The following is a 19,780-nucleotide window of genomic DNA, read 5'->3' as shown; positions in this document are numbered from 1 at the left end:
ATTTCTTGACATATATCAACCACTAGTTTTATACCACAACCTATATAGGGCAATGATTTACTTAAATAATCAAGAGCAAGAACGCACAAATTCGTAGTGACGTACTGACACATTGCTTATCTAACGTTCACTCGATAACTTTCCTCTCCTTCAAAACTGACTACTTCGACGGTCTACCAATGAAAAATATCTAAACTGTACCGTCTTTGCGAGCGGAATAACATAAAGCAAAACAACCCCGAAGGACTCATCATAGATAATCCCCTATTAACCATGAGATTGCTTCATTTCATTCGCAATGACAAGTTGCCTACGGTGAGTTCGCAAGCTCGGATTGAAAATTATCTCGTTGACTGTCATTAAAACTCCGCTGTATTTGTTTAAAAAACTTACCTCTCGCAATGACGGGTTACCTACGGTGAGCTCGCAAGCTCGGTTTGAAAACGATCTCGTTCAATTCATAACCTCCTCCTTTCGATATATATTTAATATTTTTTTAACACTACCATAGTACTCACTTAATCTATTCTCGTTATACTAGTATACCAGCACCTAATTTAGCATGGAGAGGAAATTCACGATAGAACAGTTAGCGACCTTTTTGAGTTCAGAAAAAGATCATAGCAGTAGCGAGATACAGGAGTACCTAAATACCGAAGAGGGCAAAGCCTTTTTGGAGGAATACTTCCATTCGGTTTGGGGACAGACCAGCTCAGCACAGCTTGATCCGCAAAAGGAGCAGGAACTGTATCAAAAGTTCCTTTTCAAAAAGAACGAACAGGAGAACCACTCTAACGTGGTATCCATCGAACCTAAGCATCATAAACGTTCTTATCTGCGTTATGTCGCTGCAGCGGCTGTGATTCTTACATTGGGCTTTGGTATCCGCCAATATTATTTCCAAAACAACAATAAAGATCTGGCAAACACCGCATGGGCTCCTTCTAGAATGGACTCTGTAGTGACCGGGTTAGGACAGCGTGCCGAAATAAAACTGGCTGACGGCTCTATAGCCCATTTAGGTCCAATGAGTAAACTCCTGTATCCCAAAAAGTTTGCTAGTAATGAACGACATATTATTCTTAAGGGGCAGGCGTACTTCGATGTAAGCAAAAATCCCGATAAACCATTCCGGATTTCAAGCCATAATTACATAACAACCGTATTGGGCACCACTTTCCAAATTGATTCGTACGAGGCCGATCGCTACAAGCTACTGGTATCCTCAGGTAAGGTTCAGGTGGAGAAAAAAAACGGAGCCAACGAAACCCAGGTATTAGGTATCGTCACCAAAGGCTTGGAATTAATCGATCAGAACAACCAGTCATCTATAAAGGATGCTGATCTGTTGAAGCTCGAAGCATGGCTCCATAAGGATTTGGTTTTCAACGGAGAAAAATTACAACAGATTGTTGAAGAAATCAACAGAAATTACGACCTACAGATTACGATTGAAAATAAACAATTGGAAGATCTTCCCATTACAACGATTATAAAACGAGGCACAGACATCGATCAGTTCTTAACAAAGTCCGGAGATATGTTTGGCTTCAAATTCAGTAAAAAAGGGAGACAATACCACATATACTAACCTACTAACTACTACCGACAAAAATTATGAAAAAGCAATGAAAGAATAGACTTAAAGAATTATAGAACAGCTCTGATTGTATTGGAGAGAATCATCGGCCGGCAGAATTTTCGACGCCCTACCGGCTTATGATCCGCTAATAGTATGTCCGTGAAGTACACAGGATTTAACCATTAATTATGTAAAGTTATGCAAAAAGGATCAAAAACAAATCCTTTAAAAAGAAAGATTTATATCTACCGCAAGCAATTATTTTTTTGGATGAAATTTTCGCTGGTTGTTTTATACCTAAAGGTGTTTCTAATTTCTGTTCTCTACGCCGAAAATAGTAAAGGACAGTCATTGGATATGAAACTAAATATCGAACTCAGTAACAGTAGTATCAAAGAAAGCCTCAACATGCTGTCTAAGAAAACTGACGTATCTATTTCCTATCGGGATGATGTCATCGGTGGGTATACCAAAAAAGTCAGTCTTTCTATTCAGAATAAAACGGCACGACAGGTACTGAACCAGATTCTGGATCGAACAGATCTTGTATACCATGAGACGGGAACCTATGTATTCGTAACGAAAAAGAATCAACAGAATACCCTCTCTGGTGTAGTCTATGATGCAAACGATCGCTCAACTCTTCCAGGAGTCTCGATTCGTCTCAAGGGCTACAATACATCAGTCATTAGCGACAGAGATGGTCGTTTTCAGATCCAGATCCCCCAGGGAGGTGGCACACTGACATTCCAGTATCTAGGCTACTTAAAGCAGGAGGTCAAATTTGATAGATCCAATACCGCTATCCAGATATTTCTAAAAAAAACATCGACAGAACTTAGCGAAGTGATCGTCAACACCAGAAAACGTGTAGCGACAGAAGCGGCCCTATTAGAAGAGCGTAGATTGTCCTCTACCGTACAGGATGGTATCTCTGCCGAACTGATTGAACGTACAGCCTCTATCACAACCACCCAAGCCTTGCAGCGTGTAACAGGAGTCACCGTTACCGACGATAAATATGTCGCTGTCCGTGGGCTTGGCGAACGAAGTGTCATTGGTCAGCTTAATGGCGTACGCCTAGCCTCCTCCAATCCCGACCGCAGCGCGATTCCTTTAGACCTGGTACCTGCATCGCTGTTGGATAATATCACGGTGTACAAGACTGCTACCCCCGACAAACCTGCTGATGCAGCATCGGCCATCATCGAACTCAAGACCAAATCTATACCGGATACCATAACATTAGAGTTTATTGCGCAGACGGGATTTAATTCAAACATCGGTTTTGGTGGCAAATACAACAGTTTCAAGAATAATGATATGGGTATCGGTGGGCAACGTATCAATAAGAAAAATCTACAGGATGATTTTCTAGCACTCTCTCAGCAGTATCCCAACGGACTAGGGTCTATCCAAAAATTGATAACAGATCGCAACTACAGCCCCGAAGCCTGGCAGGAAGTAGAACGTATAAATGGCATTATGCAACGCTTTGATCCCATCATGACCACACAGTATGATAATGCCAGACCAAACCAGATATACTCCCTGACATTTGGCAATAATTACAAAGGCTTTGGAAACGGAAAGATAGGTGTCATATTGGGGGGTAACTATTATAAAAGATACACCGACATTCGGGAAGGGGCACTAACCCAATACAGTGTTTATCAGGGCGTAGTTACCGGAAATCCAGATGTATACAGTCACCGCAATATTCCGAATTTTATCACCCCCAACCGACTCTATATGGGGCGTTATCAAAACTACCTGGAAAACACCGGTACTGAAACGGTCAACTATGGTGTCTTAGCCGGTGTAGCCTACCGCTTCAATCCCCGGCACGAACTCGCCTTTCAATACATGGGCTCATGGGGAGGTGAAAACAAGGCGGTCAATATGAATGGGGGCTATGAGTATACCGGATTGCCCGGTACCGTCAATAGCTATATCTATTCCTTACAACAGGCGTACCGGACATTGGATATCTTTAATTTTCAGGGCGAACATAAATTTGGAGCTGGCGAATTTGCACCGCGATTAAGCTATAACGGAGCGACCTCGACTTCGGGTCAGAACGAACCAGATTACCGCTTTGCAGGTCTGGCTGTGTACACCCCCGATGCAGGAGGTTATTATAAAAGACCCTATTTCTACGACGGCACCACCGTCATGGCAGACACCTATAGCGAACACCTCTATGCATTGACCTCCGGCTATGTAAATGGATACGGTACCTATGGCATTATACAAGCCGAACCTAATGGTCGTCGTTGGCGCGACTTAAAGGAAAAAAACTATAACTACAAGGCTGATCTATCCTTCCCTTTCCAGCTATTCGATGGCAAACAAGAATTCAAAACGGGAGTCAACTATTTATTTAGGGATCGCACTTTTAATGAAAACCATATGTTTATCCCCGGTTCTAACTTTGTAGGCAATAAATCTATACCACTATACGATGTACAAGGAGATTTAGATCGCCTGGTCGGGCCTGAGATTATAGGTATCAAACCTCGTACGGTACAGGGTGAGGGCGCTATGCCTATTGGCGGCTTCCTCTACAACAGTCAAAAATCGCCAAATAACTACAAAGGCTACTATGAAACGAATGCTTTCTATGGCATGTTGGACTTACATCCTTCGGATAAATGGCGCATCACAGGTGGGGTACGTTTCGAAATGACCAATATCGGATCCCGGGTAGATACGGCCAATGTATTCCTGGATCCCGGACTTACTGCAACATCGCAGGATGGCAAAAAAATTCCCATGTTGCTTATCGAGCCAAATTCGCTGTACCGCACCGGATACAAACCCTTCTACTCCGTCAACCTCACCTACCACCCTAAGGAAAAGATGAATGTCAGGCTGGCCTACAACAGCACATTAGCAAGACCCGAGCTCCGCGAAATAACCAATGTATTCGAGTTTGATGCTTTTCAGATGGGACTGGTTATTGGAAACCCCGATTTAAAAAACCAATACACGCAAAACCTGGATTTTAGATGGGAATGGTTTCCCAACACAGGCGAAGTACTCGCTGTTTCCGCATTCGGAAAGCAGATTGAGAGTCAATTGATCCGTGTATTTAACCTAAAAACAGATGGCCTTGCCGCTACCTACCCTGAGTTTCCGACAATACAATATCAGAACGACCAAAATATGGGGTATGTCTGGGGAATGGAATTTGAATTGGTAAAGCGCCTGGAAACATGGTGGCCTATGCTCAGTGGGTTCTCCCTAGGGTCTAATCTTATGGTTGCCCAGAGTAACATCAGAAAGTCTGATGAACGCTACCTGGCCAACAAATCACTGGACAGGCATACTCCGAAAAACAGTCCACTATTTGAACAAGCACCCTATTCCGCAAACGTGTGGTTCAACTATGTAAACAAAAAATGGGGTACAGATCTGACAACAACATTCAATATTGTCGGCGAAAGATTGGTACAGATAAATCTAACAGGAGAACCTGACCTTTACAGCCGTCCGGTACCGATGTTGGACTTTGTCTTTACACAAAAGCTTTATAGAAGAATAAACCTCAAAGGATTTGTAAAAAACATCCTAGATCCAGCTATAAAGACAGTATACGCCAATCCCGGCACGGGAGGACTTTGGTATGGCAACAGCTATATCAATAGAAGCTACCGGAGAGGAATGGAAGTGGTCTTTGGTTTAACCTATAATCTATTTTAATCATGCTAAACAGAAACAGTATACGACTTGTGTTTGTTGCACTATCCCTGGCATTGCTAGCCTGTAAGAAAGATAAGTTAGATAACATACAGGTAAATCTAATTCCAAAGGATATCGACCTGACTCCATCGGCGGTACGGATCATTGATTTATATGGGCTTAATCATGTAAAAGCAAATGGGGATAGCTTAACCAATTTCTCTCCACCAGTGACCGGCGAAGTATTCCGTTTTCCAGCTACGGCTTATTTTCCTGGTGATGGTCGTTTCGGAAACCATTGGTGGTCCGAAAACAACATCGATGGTAAAGTCGGCGCGATATGGAATATCCCGAAGAAACTATTCAAACAGGACGGTTCTATTGATCTGGAGTTTTACAACCTGAAACTGAATGGAAGTATCGACGAATTTGCAGCATATTCCATTAAAAATTCGGATGGACCAAAGGATCATTACGTATCCCCATTCCATACCTACGCCTACGGTGGGAACTCCTACTTTGTCGAAGTGCCTCGGGAGACCTCAGCACCCAAAGAAGGCCACTTTAAGATACGCCTGCTCAATCTCAGCGCTCCAGTATCGACCCCCGCTGCTGCCTACGGTCAGTTGGAAGATTTAACAGGCCCTATGACGCTTACCTATGCGGACGGATCAGTAGTAGATGCTAAAACCAATACCGTACCTATAGGTAAAGCTTCAGCCTATGTAGAGATACCCTATGGCACCTATCAGTTCAAAGCACTGACTCAGGCGAATAAAATAGTACCGGGTACATCCGGAAATATGAATTATAGAACCATAGATCCAGGCACCTCCAGTATTGCGATTAGCCGCTTTGAGCCGAGCGACGTTATCTACTCCAGTATCCAGACCTTTCAACCCGGAGGGATATATACTATCGTCATCACACCGATGAGTTTTGAGTACTTCAGAAATGAATTGGGATACAAATATATGCTCAAACAGAATGCCATAACAGTGATTGCCGATGTTGACGAACCGATCAATACATCACTGTATAGAGTACAGGGCTTTAATGCCGCTCCTGACAAAAAAATCCGCTTCTTCGCTAACGGTAAAGACATCGGAAGTCTAATCTCATTCAATCAGTCTACCCCATACAGTAGCTTTGCTTCCAGTGAACAGACCTTCGAAATAAAGGATGAAAACGGTTCAGTCTTGGATAAACTGACCTATATAGCGAGACCCAATGAAAATTATACACTTTGGTCTTATCCCGATCCAAAAGGACAGATCAAAATAGGCCTTACCGTGAATAATCTGAGTGCGCTGATGCCTATTACAGGAATAGAAGCCGACGGTACTTACGGCTATACCAAAAACAGCTTTCCTACAGATTTTCGATTTATCAATTTATGTCCCGACGTTCCCTATCTAAGCATTACAGCCGATGATGGCCAACCAGTGGGTCAAAAAGGAAACAAAGCGGTATACAACCTCGAGCCGGGCAGCTTCACCACTACAGCACCTTATATAAGGGCTATCTTCAAACAATTGATGGCATACAGGTCAGCGCCAGGTGTAATTCCTGGTACCTGGGCCGAAGATATACCAGTCATTAAGGGACAAGATTTAATAGCAAATAAAGATCTATACCAGCGTGTCGGTAAAGTATTACCACCCTATGAAACCGGGATATACACGATTGCATTGATAGGACGAACCGGCCCTAATGTGCCCGATGCTCAAAAAGCGCGTCTTATAATTCTAAAACATAACAAATAGAACCTAAGAGGATGAAACGAGAGCTACAGATTAAAAAGATATTTTATACCGTACTGCTATTAGCTATAGTACAGCTCCATATAAGCTGTTCAAAGGTAGAGTATACTTCCACCGAAAATCCCGCCTATTTACGGGTTTTCAATAATATGTATTTCTATAGAGATGCGGCACACAAGAGCGAGCCCTACCCGATGTTCACCATGTTGATAGACCCTAATTTTGATGCACAGGGCAAATTGACCGGTGCAGCGATTGTAGGTGACTACCTGGATCAAAGGGATAGTTATGCACCTCCCTACCCAACGCACATCGGTAATAGTACCTCTGTGTTTAATCCAGAATACCCAGGGAAGGAAAAAGTGATGGTGGGACCTATCCTCAATGGTTTTGATCTAAGCAGCTGGGCGCAGATCCCATCCGGGAAAAAGCGTATCATGTTTGTCTATCGCCCCAAAACCACGGTACCATTCTTCGAACTCGAAGATCGTTTACGCAGTACAATTTTTATAGATACGACACTAAACATAACCGAGGGCGAGGTATATACCCTGAATCTTATTCAGAAAGATTTCAATACCAAGAAAAATGGCATTATTCTAAGACAGGAAAACTTTCATAAAATCGCGCTGGCAGACTCCCTCACGTATGTTAACTTCTACAACATGAGTGCAAAAGGATACCTCGAAGCGAGTAAAAGAACAAAAGAGGATATTTCCAACGTCATCTGGTTTAACGAAGGCCTTCGCGATACCTTGTCTGTGCACCTTTCCATTATGGAAAACTACACCGATGATATGAACTTCGCTAGATCAAGAGGCATACCCGGATACGACCGCCAATTTCTCACGACCCTCTTAAGAGATTGCGAATCCAATCGGATAGCACCTTACCAGAGCTTTCCTACATTTCCAAAATCAGGAAACAATACCATCTACACCGACGTATGGCAAATGTTCTTCTTTAGACATCCTTCGATCGATGTAGATCGGATATATCAATATGGAATAGAGGAGCCTGATGGCAAGTTTGCTATGATGGCCTGCTATAAAGATGGGCGGACCGCTCCTCCTTACAACCCTATGGTCTATCGCTCACCGATGTTCCCCAATCTACTGGTCAATACACATTCCGGAATCCACAATCCACGGACATTCAGCTCCGTGAATACCATTGAGATTGTGAATGGACGGGTATTTCTAACGACTATACAACGGGAATATGCTCCACCGATCTATAGAAAATAAAACTAACCCCTACAAACTAGCTTAAATAAACATGAAACTCAGATTAAATACATCGCTTTTATATTCCCTTGTGGTGGGCCTGGGCTTATTGGCTGTTTCCTGCGATTTTGATCCTGTGCGTCTCGCAGAACCGAATGAAAAGATACGCCCTATGGCAGCCTATCTAAAAAACAACTACGAGTTCTCGCTATTTTCAGCAGCACTGGAATATACGGGACTAGAGGACGAACTGAATCAGGGCGGACCATACACCATTTTTGTACCGACCAACAGAGCTTTCAATGAACTTGGCATCAATAGGCCAGAAGATTTCCGGATGAATAACCGAGACAGTCTGCGTACAGCAATACGGTATCATATCCTCAAACGCCGACTGAATATTGACAATGACATCGCATTAGGGAGTACCGACCATCTATTTGAAACCATAGATGGTCCCCCTTTATATATCAGCCGAGACCAAACACCAGCCTCCTATAACAGAACACTTGTCAATGGCATACAGATACAGCGTAAAAACCTAGAGACATCCAATGGGGTATTGCACAGCATTGATGCTGTATTCAAATACCATAACGGTACCATTCAATCCTACCTGGAAAGTCAGGAAAAATTCTCCTGCCTTCGAGCCGGACTCAAGAAATTTGGGCTGTGGGATCAACTAAAGGATCTAAAACCTCAAACCATCGTTGCTCCGAACAACAATGCATTCAAGAAACATGGGATCAGTCTGGAAGACATTAACAAAATGAGTCCCGATAAATATGGACAGCGTTTGTTTGCGGCCTATCTCTTTCCGCTCAGTTTCTTTATGAGGGATTTCAACCTGTATCCTTCAGTGGGTATCGGTTACTATGCAGGAGCACCGTTGCGCTATCGCATACCTGGAGATGAAAGTTATACCTATGGTATTGCGGCAGATCACAACAATATCTTTGTTATGCTGAGCAAGTATAATGACTATCCGATCATCAGAGACCTGCCGATCAACCAAAAGTCAAAAAGAGACTACCTCATGACAAATGGTGTACTTCATGAAATAGAAGAGCTCTTAATGCTCCCTTCAGAATCCCTTAAACCTTAATTATGAACAGACTTATGAAACGGTTTCCTATTCCATATATTACAACGGTTATGCTCTTGACCATAGGTTTATGCAGCTCCTGTCTGAAAAAAGAATTCATGCCACCTCCTATTGGCGAACAGATCCCCTATCAGGACAGTCTTCCCACGTTCTATGAAGCTTTCTCTGATCCGGCATTTTCAACATTTCTCCACGCTTGGAGACGGAGCAGAATCAATACACAAGTGAATATACAAGACGCAAAGGTCAAATTTACCGTCCTCGTTCCAGATAATCAGGCCATGACCCAAGCAGGATATACCCTCAGTAAGATTAATCAGATGTCCTTAAATGACATCGACAGTCTTGTATTTTATCATACCATAAAAGGACAGATGTCAAAAAATGGTATTGATGACAGTCAGGGCAATACGAGACTAAATACACTATTAACCCACCCCACAGAGATTGAAGGAGGAACATCCGAAGGCGGAGAAAGTGTAACATACCCTTATAAATATAAAGTTTACTTTGGAGTCGACAAGCAACAGATCTTATTAAACGGCAAACCACATGGCCCTCAAAACAGGATTGTGGAAAGCAAACAGGCTACATTGATTCCAATCACCAAAGTGCTGGCCAGGCCTACTAAAACAACGGCCCAGTTCTTACAAGAAGATGGTCGGTTCAGTCTATTTATCAAAGCCCTCAACTATAGTGATAGCCTCTATCATGAGATACAGTCCGAGAGTAACCCCTACTATTATCAGCCTGAAGGGTACAAACTGCGCATGAATCTACTGTCCACTTTTTATTCGACCTCCTTGTTAGTCCCCACTGATGATGCCTTCAAAAAAGCAGGAATCAACTCGGTCAAAGATATCGAAAAACTATGCGAACGCTCGCCCGTGCAGGCAGTGAACTGGACCGGGACGATGAACAATTTTACCGTAATCGATTCCATCATAAACAACCACTGGTGGCAGATCAACTCCTGGAACGTATTAGCGACCGATCCCCGGGGACTAGCCACCTACCATCAGGCAAAGAATGCTTTTACACCCTTCTCTACTTTTTTCAGCAATGATCTGCGCAATGAAATTCTAGGGACTATAGTACTGAGCTGGGAGGTTGACCAAGGCTATCGGTTAGACAGTAATAACCTGGAATTTGAGCGGGCCAACAACGAAATCCATATCAAGACAAAAGGCGCTAACCATCCTGCCGCAAAAGTCATTGAACAGGATATCCTGACCTATACCGGAGTTGTGCATGTCATTGATAGGCTCCTGCTCCCAAAAGATTTCAAACTAAATTAACTGAACCATGAATAGATCCTTTATACTATATCTGTCTTTGGCCTACTGTCTATTCGCTGCTTCATGTAGTCGCGACAAGGATTATGTATTGGACATCGACTATAATACAACCGCATTAGTGATTGCGGACAATGATAATCTATCCGTTTTTAATGCCGGGATGCGTCCTATAGGACTTATAGAAAAGCTACAGGCGCCCGGTCCATTTACCGTACTGGTTCCGAGTGATGCTGCCTTTCAAAAGATCGGAATGGACAGCAAATCCATACAGCTCCTATCTACCGACAACCTGTCCAACCTTATGCTATACCATATCATCGATGGTACCTACCGTCTCGATAACCTGCCATTTTTATTCAATCAGGAAATCAAATCACAGCGGGGCAAATTGTATGTAACACATTGGATAAAGAACCAAGATACCATACTAACGATAAATGGAGCACGGATTCTCAATCAGCGGATGACGACCAGCAATGGGCTGATTCATGTGATCGACCGCGTTCTAGAACCATTTAGACATGAACGCCTAAATGATGCAATCAGTGATGACAACAGTCTAACGTTCTTTAAAGAAGCCTTACGTTCCTCTGGTTTAGAACCGTTACTGCGTAACGAAGGCGCGTACACCGTATTTGCCCCCAACAACAACGCCATGAAAAGCAATGGCTTTACTAGTATACAGCAAATACATGAAACCGATCCGGAAGTACTGAAAAGCTTTATCCGATACCATGTCGCCGATACCAGACGATTTGTCTACGACTACATTCTGACCACCGACAAGACCAATAGCAGCCAGCAGCGCATGCTGGATGGTTACAACTGTAGAATAAACCTCCTCCCGGATGACTGGGCTCCAGGTTCGTTCCTCGGTATCACGTTGCAGGGACCAGGTAACCTGTCCCCCATCTCGGTGGCCAAGCAGGATGTATTGACCGGAAATGGCGTTTTACATACCATCAATGGCGTACTGAAACCCACGCGGTAATCCGTTCAACCTTTATTTGAAAAGAAATGAAAACAACAACATTGTCATACAATACCACAACCTACAGAACCTGTTATCATCTATGGTTCCTTCTAGTGGCTGTCGGTTGCTTTGTATTAAGCTGTAAAAAAGAGGAAAGCAGGTCTGCTGGGCCGAAAAACCCGATCGTAGAAAGCTTTTATCCAAACAGCGGAAATGAAGGGACTTTAGTCACCCTACTTGGGAAAGATCTGGATGCAGAAAAAGTTGAAGTTTACTTCGCAGGCACTAAAGCCGAATTATTTACAACCAAAGAAGAAGAACTGGTTGTACAGGCTCCCAAAGGAGGCAAATCGGGGATGATTCTCCTTACCGTAGGCGACAAGCGGATCGAAGTGGGTAACTATACGTATCAGGCCTTGAGTATACATGGGCTATCTCCGTCCAATGGCACCGCTGGTTCACATGTCCGTATTTCGGGAACCGGTTTTAGCAGTATTAAAGAACCGGCAAAAGCCTATGTCAACGAAAAAGAAGCGATTGTAATCAGCGTTTCGGATACCGTTATGGTTGCTCAGGTACCCAAAGACGCTGGCACTGGTGCAGTCCTCGTAAGGGTCAATGGTATGGAGTCTACCGGTCCCATCTTTACCTATCAGACCATCGAAGACATCAAGCCCCGTACCGGAGGCGTCGGCACACGCGTCACCGTAAAGGGAACTGGATTTAATGCTGATCTTTCACAGATATCTGCCGATATCAATGGAAGTGCAGCCACCTTAGTATCGAGCAGCGATACTGAGATCGTCCTCACTGTGCCACAGGGAACAGAAAGCGGTCCGCTTTCTGTCACGATCAATGGGCAGCGGATCACCGGACCTGATTTCACCATGGTGCCCCCTCCTAGCATAGAAGTTGTCAGTCCATTGAGCGCACCTCCGGGAACAGAAATAGCTATCAAAGGATTAAATTTCAGCACCATATTGGATGAGAACAAAGTACTTGTTAATGGCAAAGAAGTCACGCTTTCCAGTGTAAGTTTTTCAGAGATAAAATTTATCCTTCCAGGTGGTATCGGTGCAGGAGACCTTGTCCTCCATGTAAACGGACAGACTGTTGTAGGACCTAAATTCACCGAACAGAATCTAGGTATCCAGAGTGTAAGTCCGGACAATGGGCTTGCCGGGACCGAAGTAACGATCAAAGGAATAGGCTTCGGTACCGATGTGAATCAGAATCAGGTTTATTTCAATGGTGTACAGGCCCAGATTCTGTCTTCTACTGCTACCGAAATCAGAGCCATAGCTCCAGCCAGCCTGAGCACAGGCCAACTACAAGTACACAGCAATGGTCTCGTGGCCAACGCTCCAAACCTATTCCGTAGAGCAGGAATCATCACTATAGCAGGTGGTCCGAACACCTCTGTATTTGATTTTCAAAGTCGACATGGAAGTCTGGCAGTAGACAGCAAAGGTAATATCTATGTTGCCGAATGCGTAAACAATGTCATTAAAAAAGTGAGTCCGAATGGTCAGGTGAGCTTATTCGCTGGTAGCAGCACAGGCAAAAAAGGATATGCGAACGGAGCACGCGAGAAAGCCCTATTTAATATGGGATATTCTGAAGCCAGACTATGGATCGATCAGCAGGACAACCTCTATATTGCAGAAAAAAACAACTCCGCAATACGAGTCATACGGGCCAATAGCGAGATTGTAGAAACCTATATCGAAGGTACTGGTACTGAAAATGTACTGTTGGTTGAAAACGGGGACTTTTATGCGCTTAGGGACAATGGACAGCTCTATCATATTCCAAAAGCAACAGGCAACCGTGTTGAAATGAATCTAATAAGTTCCAACAATTACAACACCTACATCGCTGATCGACGTTTTGCGATAGGTCCCAATAATTTCCTGTATAGACTTACAGATGATTATGACGCCTTCTTCAATTTACCAAGCGGTATCGTAGGAAGCTATTCCGATTTCGGCTATAGAGACGGGATAGGTGAAAATGCACTTCTGGGCTTTAAGCTAGGGGCTATAATCAAATCCGGTCCTCAGGAGCTATTGGTACTGGATGGCTTCATAAACGGTGCTATCCGCAAAGTAAATACCGCCACCAGAGAAGTAAGCACCGTATTGAAATTTGCAGACAATACCTTTAGAGATGGTACACTGCACAATGCCGGCGGAGCGACCAATCAAGCGGACATGTATGTAACCAAAGATGGAACAATCTACCTATTGGATACTAGAAATCAGGCTATTCGAAAAATATTCTTAAAGTAACGCAATAATCATATCGAAGCAGATCATCCCAACCCTGGCTAACCAAAATTAGCCAGGCCAGGACTGCTCTGTCTCTTAATCATCAAAAAGCAAGTAAGTAAGAGGTAATGAAACAACTAAATTTCAAACGAAAAACTTTTAGTTCGCTGCTTATGGTTAGTCTCTGTCTAGGCACAACCCTACCGGTTATGTCTACGGCTATAGACACTAGCAACACCAGAATACAGCAACAGACAAAAGGAAAAGTCGTAGATACCGATGGAGCGCCTATTCAGGGGGTGTCCATCCGTATCAGGGGACAACAAACGAGTACAACGACAGACAAGGACGGAAACTTTACCATTATGGCGCCTAATGACGCTACCCTTGAAATCAACTACCTCGGTTATGTCAATCAGATTGTCGCCGTAAACGGCCGCAACCATATTCAGATCACCTTGATAGCAGACATCAATACAATCGAAGATGTCGTCGTCACAGGATACCAATCTGTGCAGAAGCGTCAGTTTACGGGATCTTCCGTCAAGATTAAAGCTGAGGATGCCAAACGTGAGGGCATAAGCGACGTCAGCCGGATGCTTGAAGGACAGGTGGCCGGCGTATCCGTACAAAACGTGTCGGGCACATTTGGCGCTGCTCCCAAAATCAGAGTACGTGGAGCCACATCCATCAGCGGAGACAACAAACCCCTCTGGGTAGTCGATGGAATGATCATCGAAGATATTGTCAATATCTCCAATGAACAACTATCGACCGGAGACCCTGCAACCTTAGTGGGATCCTCCGTAGCGGGTCTAAACCCCGATGATATCGAAAGCTTTGAGATACTCAAGGATGCCGCTGCGACATCACTCTATGGAGCCCGTGCCATGAATGGTGTTATCGTAATCACCACAAAACGAGGTAAAATCGGAGAACCGGCGGTTTCCTATACCGGCAATTTCTCCACCTATCTCAAGCCGAGCTATAGTCAGTTCAACATCATGAACTCCTACGACCAGATGTCCGTATATGCAGAACTAGAGCGCAAAGGCTTCCTCAATTTTGGACAGACCGCGCGATTTGCCAGTGGCGGTGTATATGTTAAAATGGCCGATCTCATTAATGAATATGATAAGAGCTCTGGAAAATTCGGTTTAAAAAATGATCCCCTATCCCGACGGTCATTTCTGGAAAGGTATGCCTATGCGAATACCGACTGGTTTGATATTCTATTTAACAATTCTTTCATGCAAGAACACGCGGTAAGCGTGTCTTCGGGGACGACAAAATCGCAGATTTATGCCTCCAGTAGTTTTCTGAAAGACAATGGATGGAGTAAAGGCGATAACGTAGAACGCTTTACCGGAAATGTCAGAGCAACTTTTACGCCTAATGACCGCGTAAGCTATGGCCTGATCACACAAGGCTCTATCCGTAACCAAAAGGCACCAGGCACATTGGGACGCGTCAGCAATCCAGTAGAAGGACAGTATGCCCGGGATTTCGATATTAACCCTTACTCCTATGCATTGAACACGTCCAGAGTCCTGACTGCCTACGATGAAAACGGCAACCTCGAATATTTCAGACGTAACTTTGCGCCATTCAACATTCTGCACGAGCTCGACAACAACTATATCAACCTGAGCTTTATTGATTTTAAGATGCAAGGGGATTTTCGTTATAACATTCTGAAAAACCTAAAATACAGTTTTGAAGGTGCTTATCGGTATGCTAAAACAAATCAGGAGCACAATATCCACGAAGATTCCAATATGCCTATGGCCTACCGTGCAGATGGCGACGCGACTATAAGACAGTCCAATAAATTTCTGTATCGGGACCCGAACAATCCGGAAGCGGAACCTTTTGTTGTATTACCTTACGGTGGATTTTATAAAACGAACGACAGTTATCTAACGAGTTATAATGTCAGAAACTCATTGGATTTTGATCAGAAGTTTAATGACAAAAACCAGCTCCGCTCCTACCTTTTTACAGAATTACGCTATGCCGACCGACAGTTCAAATTTTTTGATGGTTACGGTTATCAGTTTGATAAAGGTGGTGTACCCTACCTGGATCCCAATTTTGTCAAAATGGTGGTCGAAGGAAGCTCCACCTACTACGGCATGGAACGCAAGTACGATCGCTTTCTGGCTTATGGATTAAACAGTAGCTACACGTACAACAACAGATACAATCTAGCAGGTACCCTACGCTATGACGGATCCAACCTAATGGGGAAAACACGTACTGCAAGATGGTTGCCTACCTGGAATATTTCTGGTTCATGGAATATCGATGCCGAAGAATTCTTCGCTCAACAAAGTCTCTTGAGCCGGGCTACCCTACGGGCCAGCTATGGATTGACTGCCAGCTCAGGTCCTGCCACCAACTCCAGTATTGTATTGATGAATTCGGCAGCCAACAGACCCTACCTAACCGAGCGGGAATCCATCATTGAACTGATCAATCTGGAGAACTCCGAGTTGACCTGGGAGAAACTCTATAAAACCAACATTGGTATCGATGTCGGCTTATTACAGAATAGACTTTCACTCGTCGTAGATTATTACAGACATCAGAGTTATGACCTTATCGGATTGATCCGCACCGGTGGTATTGGTGGAGAATCTGTCAAAGTCGCCAACTACGCGGACATGAAATCACAAGGAATCGATGTCACCGTCGGTGGTCATGTTATCAAATCGGACAAGTGGAACCTTAATAGCCAGCTGAATTTTGGGTACAATAAATCTAAAATCACCAATCTCAAGAATGAGCCCAATGTCTGGTCACTGATTGGTCCTGATGGAGGAGCTAAAGAAGGCTATCCACAGCGTTCCTTATTCTCCATTCCTTATATGGGACTAAACAAAGAGCTGGGCGTACCGCAGTTTATCAACGAAAATGGTGATATGTCGCAATCGGTCTATCTTCAAAGTCAAAGAACAGACTTCCTAAAATATGAAGGAGCCATCGATCCGCTATTGACCGGAGGGTTCTTTAATACCCTAGGTTACAAAAACCTAAAGCTATCGGCCTTGGTCACTTTCAGTACCGGAAACGTAGTACGCTTAAGACCGGCATTCAGCGCCTCTTATTCGGAGCTCGATGCCACTCCAGAGGATCTCTTGGATAGATGGGTACTTTTTGGAGATGACATCGCTCCCTCGATTATGGATGCCCGTACCGGAGCCCAACTGATCGACGGCTATCCTTATAATAACTACAATTATTCCACAGCACGTGTAGCAAAAGGCGATTTTATCCGGGTAAAGCAACTCATGTTGACGTATACCTTGCCTACAAAGATTTTCCACAGCTTACCCATAAAAAGTAGTTCCATCAGTCTGGTTGGAAACAACCTCTGGTTATTATACTCGGACAAAGCCTTACGTGGACAAGACCCCGAATTCCTAGGGTCAGGTGGTGTCGCTATGCCCATTCCACGACAGTTTACTTTTTCACTAAAAGTAGGATTATAACAATGAAGACAAATACCTATCTAAAAATAAGCTTTTTAGCAACCTTTATTATCACCTCTGCCTGTAGTAAATACCTCGAACAGAGCCCTGATATGCGAACAGAGCTCGACAGCCCTGAAAAAGTGGGCGAGCTATTAGCCACCGCTTATCCACAGGCGAACTATATCCCGTTTACCGAATCCATGACAGACAATGTCGAAGACAAAGGAGCTGGCGCTATTGACCTGGTCAATATTAATCCTTTCAACTTCCGTGATGCCGACCAGACGGGAATAGATGGTCCTATATTCTATTGGAATGCCTCCTATAAGGCAATTGCTGCTGCCAATCAAGCCCTTGAGGTGATTTCCAATGCGACAAATCCGGAAAAATACAGTGCCTATAAAGGAGAAGCTTTGGTCGCTCGTGCCTATGCTCACTTTATGTTGGCCGTGCTATTTGCACAACCTTACTCCACCAATTCGTCTGCATCGGATCCAGGGATACCTTACGTAACCGAAACAGAAAACATAGTGATAAAAAAATACACTCGGGGTACCGTTGCTTCCGTCTATGAAAATATTGAAAAGGACTTAGAGGAAGGGCTTCCGTTATTAGATGACAGTAAGTACAAATCACCCAAATATCACTTTACCAAAGTAGCGGCTCATGCCTTTGCATCCCGCTTTTATCTATTCAAACGCGACTATAAAACAGCTATCGCGCATGCCGAAGCAGCCTTTCCCGGAGATGCTGTAACCTCGAGTCTACGTCCCGTAAATAGCGAGAGCTACCGCAGCTATCAATACCTCGAATTACAGGCTCAGTACACACGGGCCGACAATCCGGCCAACTTACTGCTGGTAGAAACCCCATCGGTGTGGGGCAGATCGTACCATAGTTATCGGTATGGGCTGACAAGCAACCTGATGGCCAAATTCTTCAATTCGCCCAATGTTACGACAGGTATATGGGCATACAATGTCTACGGTAACGAACTGAGTCTAAATATTCCGAAATTCCGGGAGCATTTTGTAAAACAGAGCTTACATGCCGAATCGGGTGTTCCCTATAATATGATTCCTCTATTCAGCAGCGAAGAAGTATTATTCAACCGTGCAGAGAGTCAGGCTATGTTGGGCAATTATGATGCTGCACTAGAAGATATCAACCGCTTTGCCTCCACCAAATTTATCCACTCCTATATGTTTCCGATCTATTTCGACGATCTACTGGAAGTCAATATGAAGAAACTCTTAGCCTTTTACAAAACACAGGACCGCAAACAGGCTGTCTTGAATTGTATATTGGATTTTAAGCAAGTATACTTTATTGCAGAGGGACAGCGCTGGTTTGACATCGTACGCCATAACCTCACTGTAGAACACAAGACCGATAAGGGCGAGGTCATGATTCTTGGTCCCAATCATCCAATGCGTGTCTTTCAGCTACCCGAGGAGGTACAAAGTTCAGGGATACAGCTCAACCCGAGATAAGTTTAAAAAGCGAAAAGAAAACCACAGCAGTTAAACCAAAGTAAAACACAAATGAAAACAACGATTATAAACATACTTCTTCTTGCAGGCTTATCCATGAGCTGCACAAAAAGCGAGGTATTGCCCGATGCACCTATACTAGGATTGGGTGGCGAAACCTGGGTTGCAGGACCGATAGACAAGTGGTTGGAGACCAACTTTGTCGCTCCCTATAACATTGAGGTAAAATATAAATGGGATCCTTTTGAACTAAACTACCTGAGAAATCTAGTTCCCGTAAAGGAAGACAAAGTAGAACTGGTCATGACCGCTGTACGCGATATCTGGATCGCTCCCTATGTTAAATCTGCCGGTGCAGATTTCATCAAAAAATACAGCCCTAAAGTATTTATGCTGGCCGGAAGCGCTGAACATAACAACGATGGAACGATCGTATTGGGGCAAGCAGAAGGTGGGCGTAAAATTGTATTGATGGTCGTGAATAAATTTGCCAAAGAGAGCCCCGACCAGGTCGTGCAGATGCTTCACACTATTCATCATGAATTCGCCCACATCCTACATCAGAACAGACTTTATCCCGTAGAGTGGAAATCACTAAACCCGCAGCACTATACGGCAGCATGGTTCAATAGCAGTGACCAACAGGCCCAGTCCCAAGGTCTCGTCACTGCCTATGCTAAAGCCAGCCCAGATGAAGATTTTGTGGAGACCATCGCTGTGCTCTTAGTCTATGGACAGCAGGCCTTTGATACCATCGTCAGCAACCCTAACCTTCCTGTAGAAGCACGCAATATCTTACGTAAGAAAGAGGATATCGTCGTTCGTTACTTTCAACGGGAATATGGCATAAACTTCAGGACACTGCAGGCCGACACCCAAAAGGCTATTCAGGAATTTATAAAATAAGATC

11 protein-coding genes are annotated in these 19,780 nt (G+C 44.0%); all 11 read left to right on the top strand.

From position 1 onward, the window contains the following. Positions 1-562 precede the first annotated feature (562 nt). Entirely contained in the window at positions 563-1,591 is a 1,029-nt protein-coding gene (locus JKG64_RS00735; protein WP_210352425.1) for a FecR family protein, read from the top strand. A gap of 261 nt (positions 1,592-1,852) precedes the next feature. Next, positions 1,853-5,287, top strand: coding sequence for a TonB-dependent receptor (locus JKG64_RS00730; protein ID WP_210352424.1), 3,435 nt, complete (start codon positions 1,853-1,855; stop codon positions 5,285-5,287). A 2-nt stretch (positions 5,288-5,289) separates the two neighbouring features. Next, the gene (locus JKG64_RS00725) at positions 5,290-7,032 is read left to right on the top strand and encodes a DUF4397 domain-containing protein (protein ID WP_210352423.1); all 1,743 of its coding nucleotides are present in this window, start codon (positions 5,290-5,292) and stop codon (positions 7,030-7,032) included. 11 nt (positions 7,033-7,043) lie between these two features. Then, positions 7,044-8,276, top strand: coding sequence for a hypothetical protein (locus tag JKG64_RS00720; RefSeq protein WP_210352422.1), 1,233 nt, complete (start codon positions 7,044-7,046; stop codon positions 8,274-8,276). 31 nt (positions 8,277-8,307) lie between these two features. Beyond that, positions 8,308-9,360 carry a fasciclin domain-containing protein gene (locus tag JKG64_RS00715; RefSeq protein WP_210352421.1) on the top strand — a complete coding sequence of 351 codons (1,053 nt, stop codon included), beginning with the start codon at positions 8,308-8,310 and terminating at the stop codon, positions 9,358-9,360. Positions 9,361-9,362: 2 nt separating this feature from the next. Continuing rightward, positions 9,363-10,658, top strand: coding sequence for a fasciclin domain-containing protein (locus JKG64_RS00710; RefSeq protein WP_210352420.1), 1,296 nt, complete (start codon positions 9,363-9,365; stop codon positions 10,656-10,658). Between the two features lie 7 nt (positions 10,659-10,665). Next, positions 10,666-11,649, top strand: a complete 984-nt coding sequence (locus JKG64_RS00705; RefSeq protein WP_210352419.1) for a fasciclin domain-containing protein — start codon at positions 10,666-10,668, stop codon at positions 11,647-11,649. Between the two features lie 26 nt (positions 11,650-11,675). Continuing rightward, a complete protein-coding gene (locus JKG64_RS00700) occupies positions 11,676-13,922 on the top strand; it encodes an IPT/TIG domain-containing protein (protein WP_210352418.1) in 2,247 nt (748 codons plus the stop codon). A 107-nt stretch (positions 13,923-14,029) separates the two neighbouring features. After that, a complete protein-coding gene (locus tag JKG64_RS00695; protein WP_210352417.1) occupies positions 14,030-17,395 on the top strand; it encodes a SusC/RagA family TonB-linked outer membrane protein in 3,366 nt (1,121 codons plus the stop codon). 2 nt (positions 17,396-17,397) lie between these two features. Beyond that, positions 17,398-18,870, top strand: coding sequence for a RagB/SusD family nutrient uptake outer membrane protein (locus JKG64_RS00690; RefSeq protein ID WP_210352416.1), 1,473 nt, complete (start codon positions 17,398-17,400; stop codon positions 18,868-18,870). Between the two features lie 51 nt (positions 18,871-18,921). Further along, positions 18,922-19,776, top strand: a complete 855-nt coding sequence (locus tag JKG64_RS00685) for a zinc-binding metallopeptidase (protein WP_210352415.1) — start codon at positions 18,922-18,924, stop codon at positions 19,774-19,776. Positions 19,777-19,780: the final 4 nt, after the last annotated feature.

Origin of the sequence: Sphingobacterium tabacisoli (assembly GCF_017908035.1) — a bacterium.
GTDB classification, from domain to species: Bacteria; Bacteroidota; Bacteroidia; order Sphingobacteriales; family Sphingobacteriaceae; genus Sphingobacterium; species Sphingobacterium tabacisoli.
The sequence above is the reverse complement of the archived record's forward strand: the minus strand, read 5'-3'. Positions and strand labels throughout refer to the sequence as shown.

What these genes read in the sequence shown, in the direction of transcription:
- JKG64_RS00735 (WP_210352425.1), top strand. Translation starts at nt 563, where the DNA reads ATGGAGAGGAAATTCACGATAGAACAGTTAGCGACCTTTTTGAGTTCA.
- JKG64_RS00730 (WP_210352424.1), top strand. Translation starts at nt 1,853, where the DNA reads ATGAAATTTTCGCTGGTTGTTTTATACCTAAAGGTGTTTCTAATTTCT.
- JKG64_RS00725 (WP_210352423.1), top strand. Translation starts at nt 5,290, where the DNA reads ATGCTAAACAGAAACAGTATACGACTTGTGTTTGTTGCACTATCCCTG.
- JKG64_RS00720 (WP_210352422.1), top strand. Translation starts at nt 7,044, where the DNA reads ATGAAACGAGAGCTACAGATTAAAAAGATATTTTATACCGTACTGCTA.
- JKG64_RS00715 (WP_210352421.1), top strand. Translation starts at nt 8,308, where the DNA reads ATGAAACTCAGATTAAATACATCGCTTTTATATTCCCTTGTGGTGGGC.
- JKG64_RS00710 (WP_210352420.1), top strand. Translation starts at nt 9,363, where the DNA reads ATGAACAGACTTATGAAACGGTTTCCTATTCCATATATTACAACGGTT.
- JKG64_RS00705 (WP_210352419.1), top strand. Translation starts at nt 10,666, where the DNA reads ATGAATAGATCCTTTATACTATATCTGTCTTTGGCCTACTGTCTATTC.
- JKG64_RS00700 (WP_210352418.1), top strand. Translation starts at nt 11,676, where the DNA reads ATGAAAACAACAACATTGTCATACAATACCACAACCTACAGAACCTGT.
- JKG64_RS00695 (WP_210352417.1), top strand. Translation starts at nt 14,030, where the DNA reads ATGAAACAACTAAATTTCAAACGAAAAACTTTTAGTTCGCTGCTTATG.
- JKG64_RS00690 (WP_210352416.1), top strand. Translation starts at nt 17,398, where the DNA reads ATGAAGACAAATACCTATCTAAAAATAAGCTTTTTAGCAACCTTTATT.
- JKG64_RS00685 (WP_210352415.1), top strand. Translation starts at nt 18,922, where the DNA reads ATGAAAACAACGATTATAAACATACTTCTTCTTGCAGGCTTATCCATG.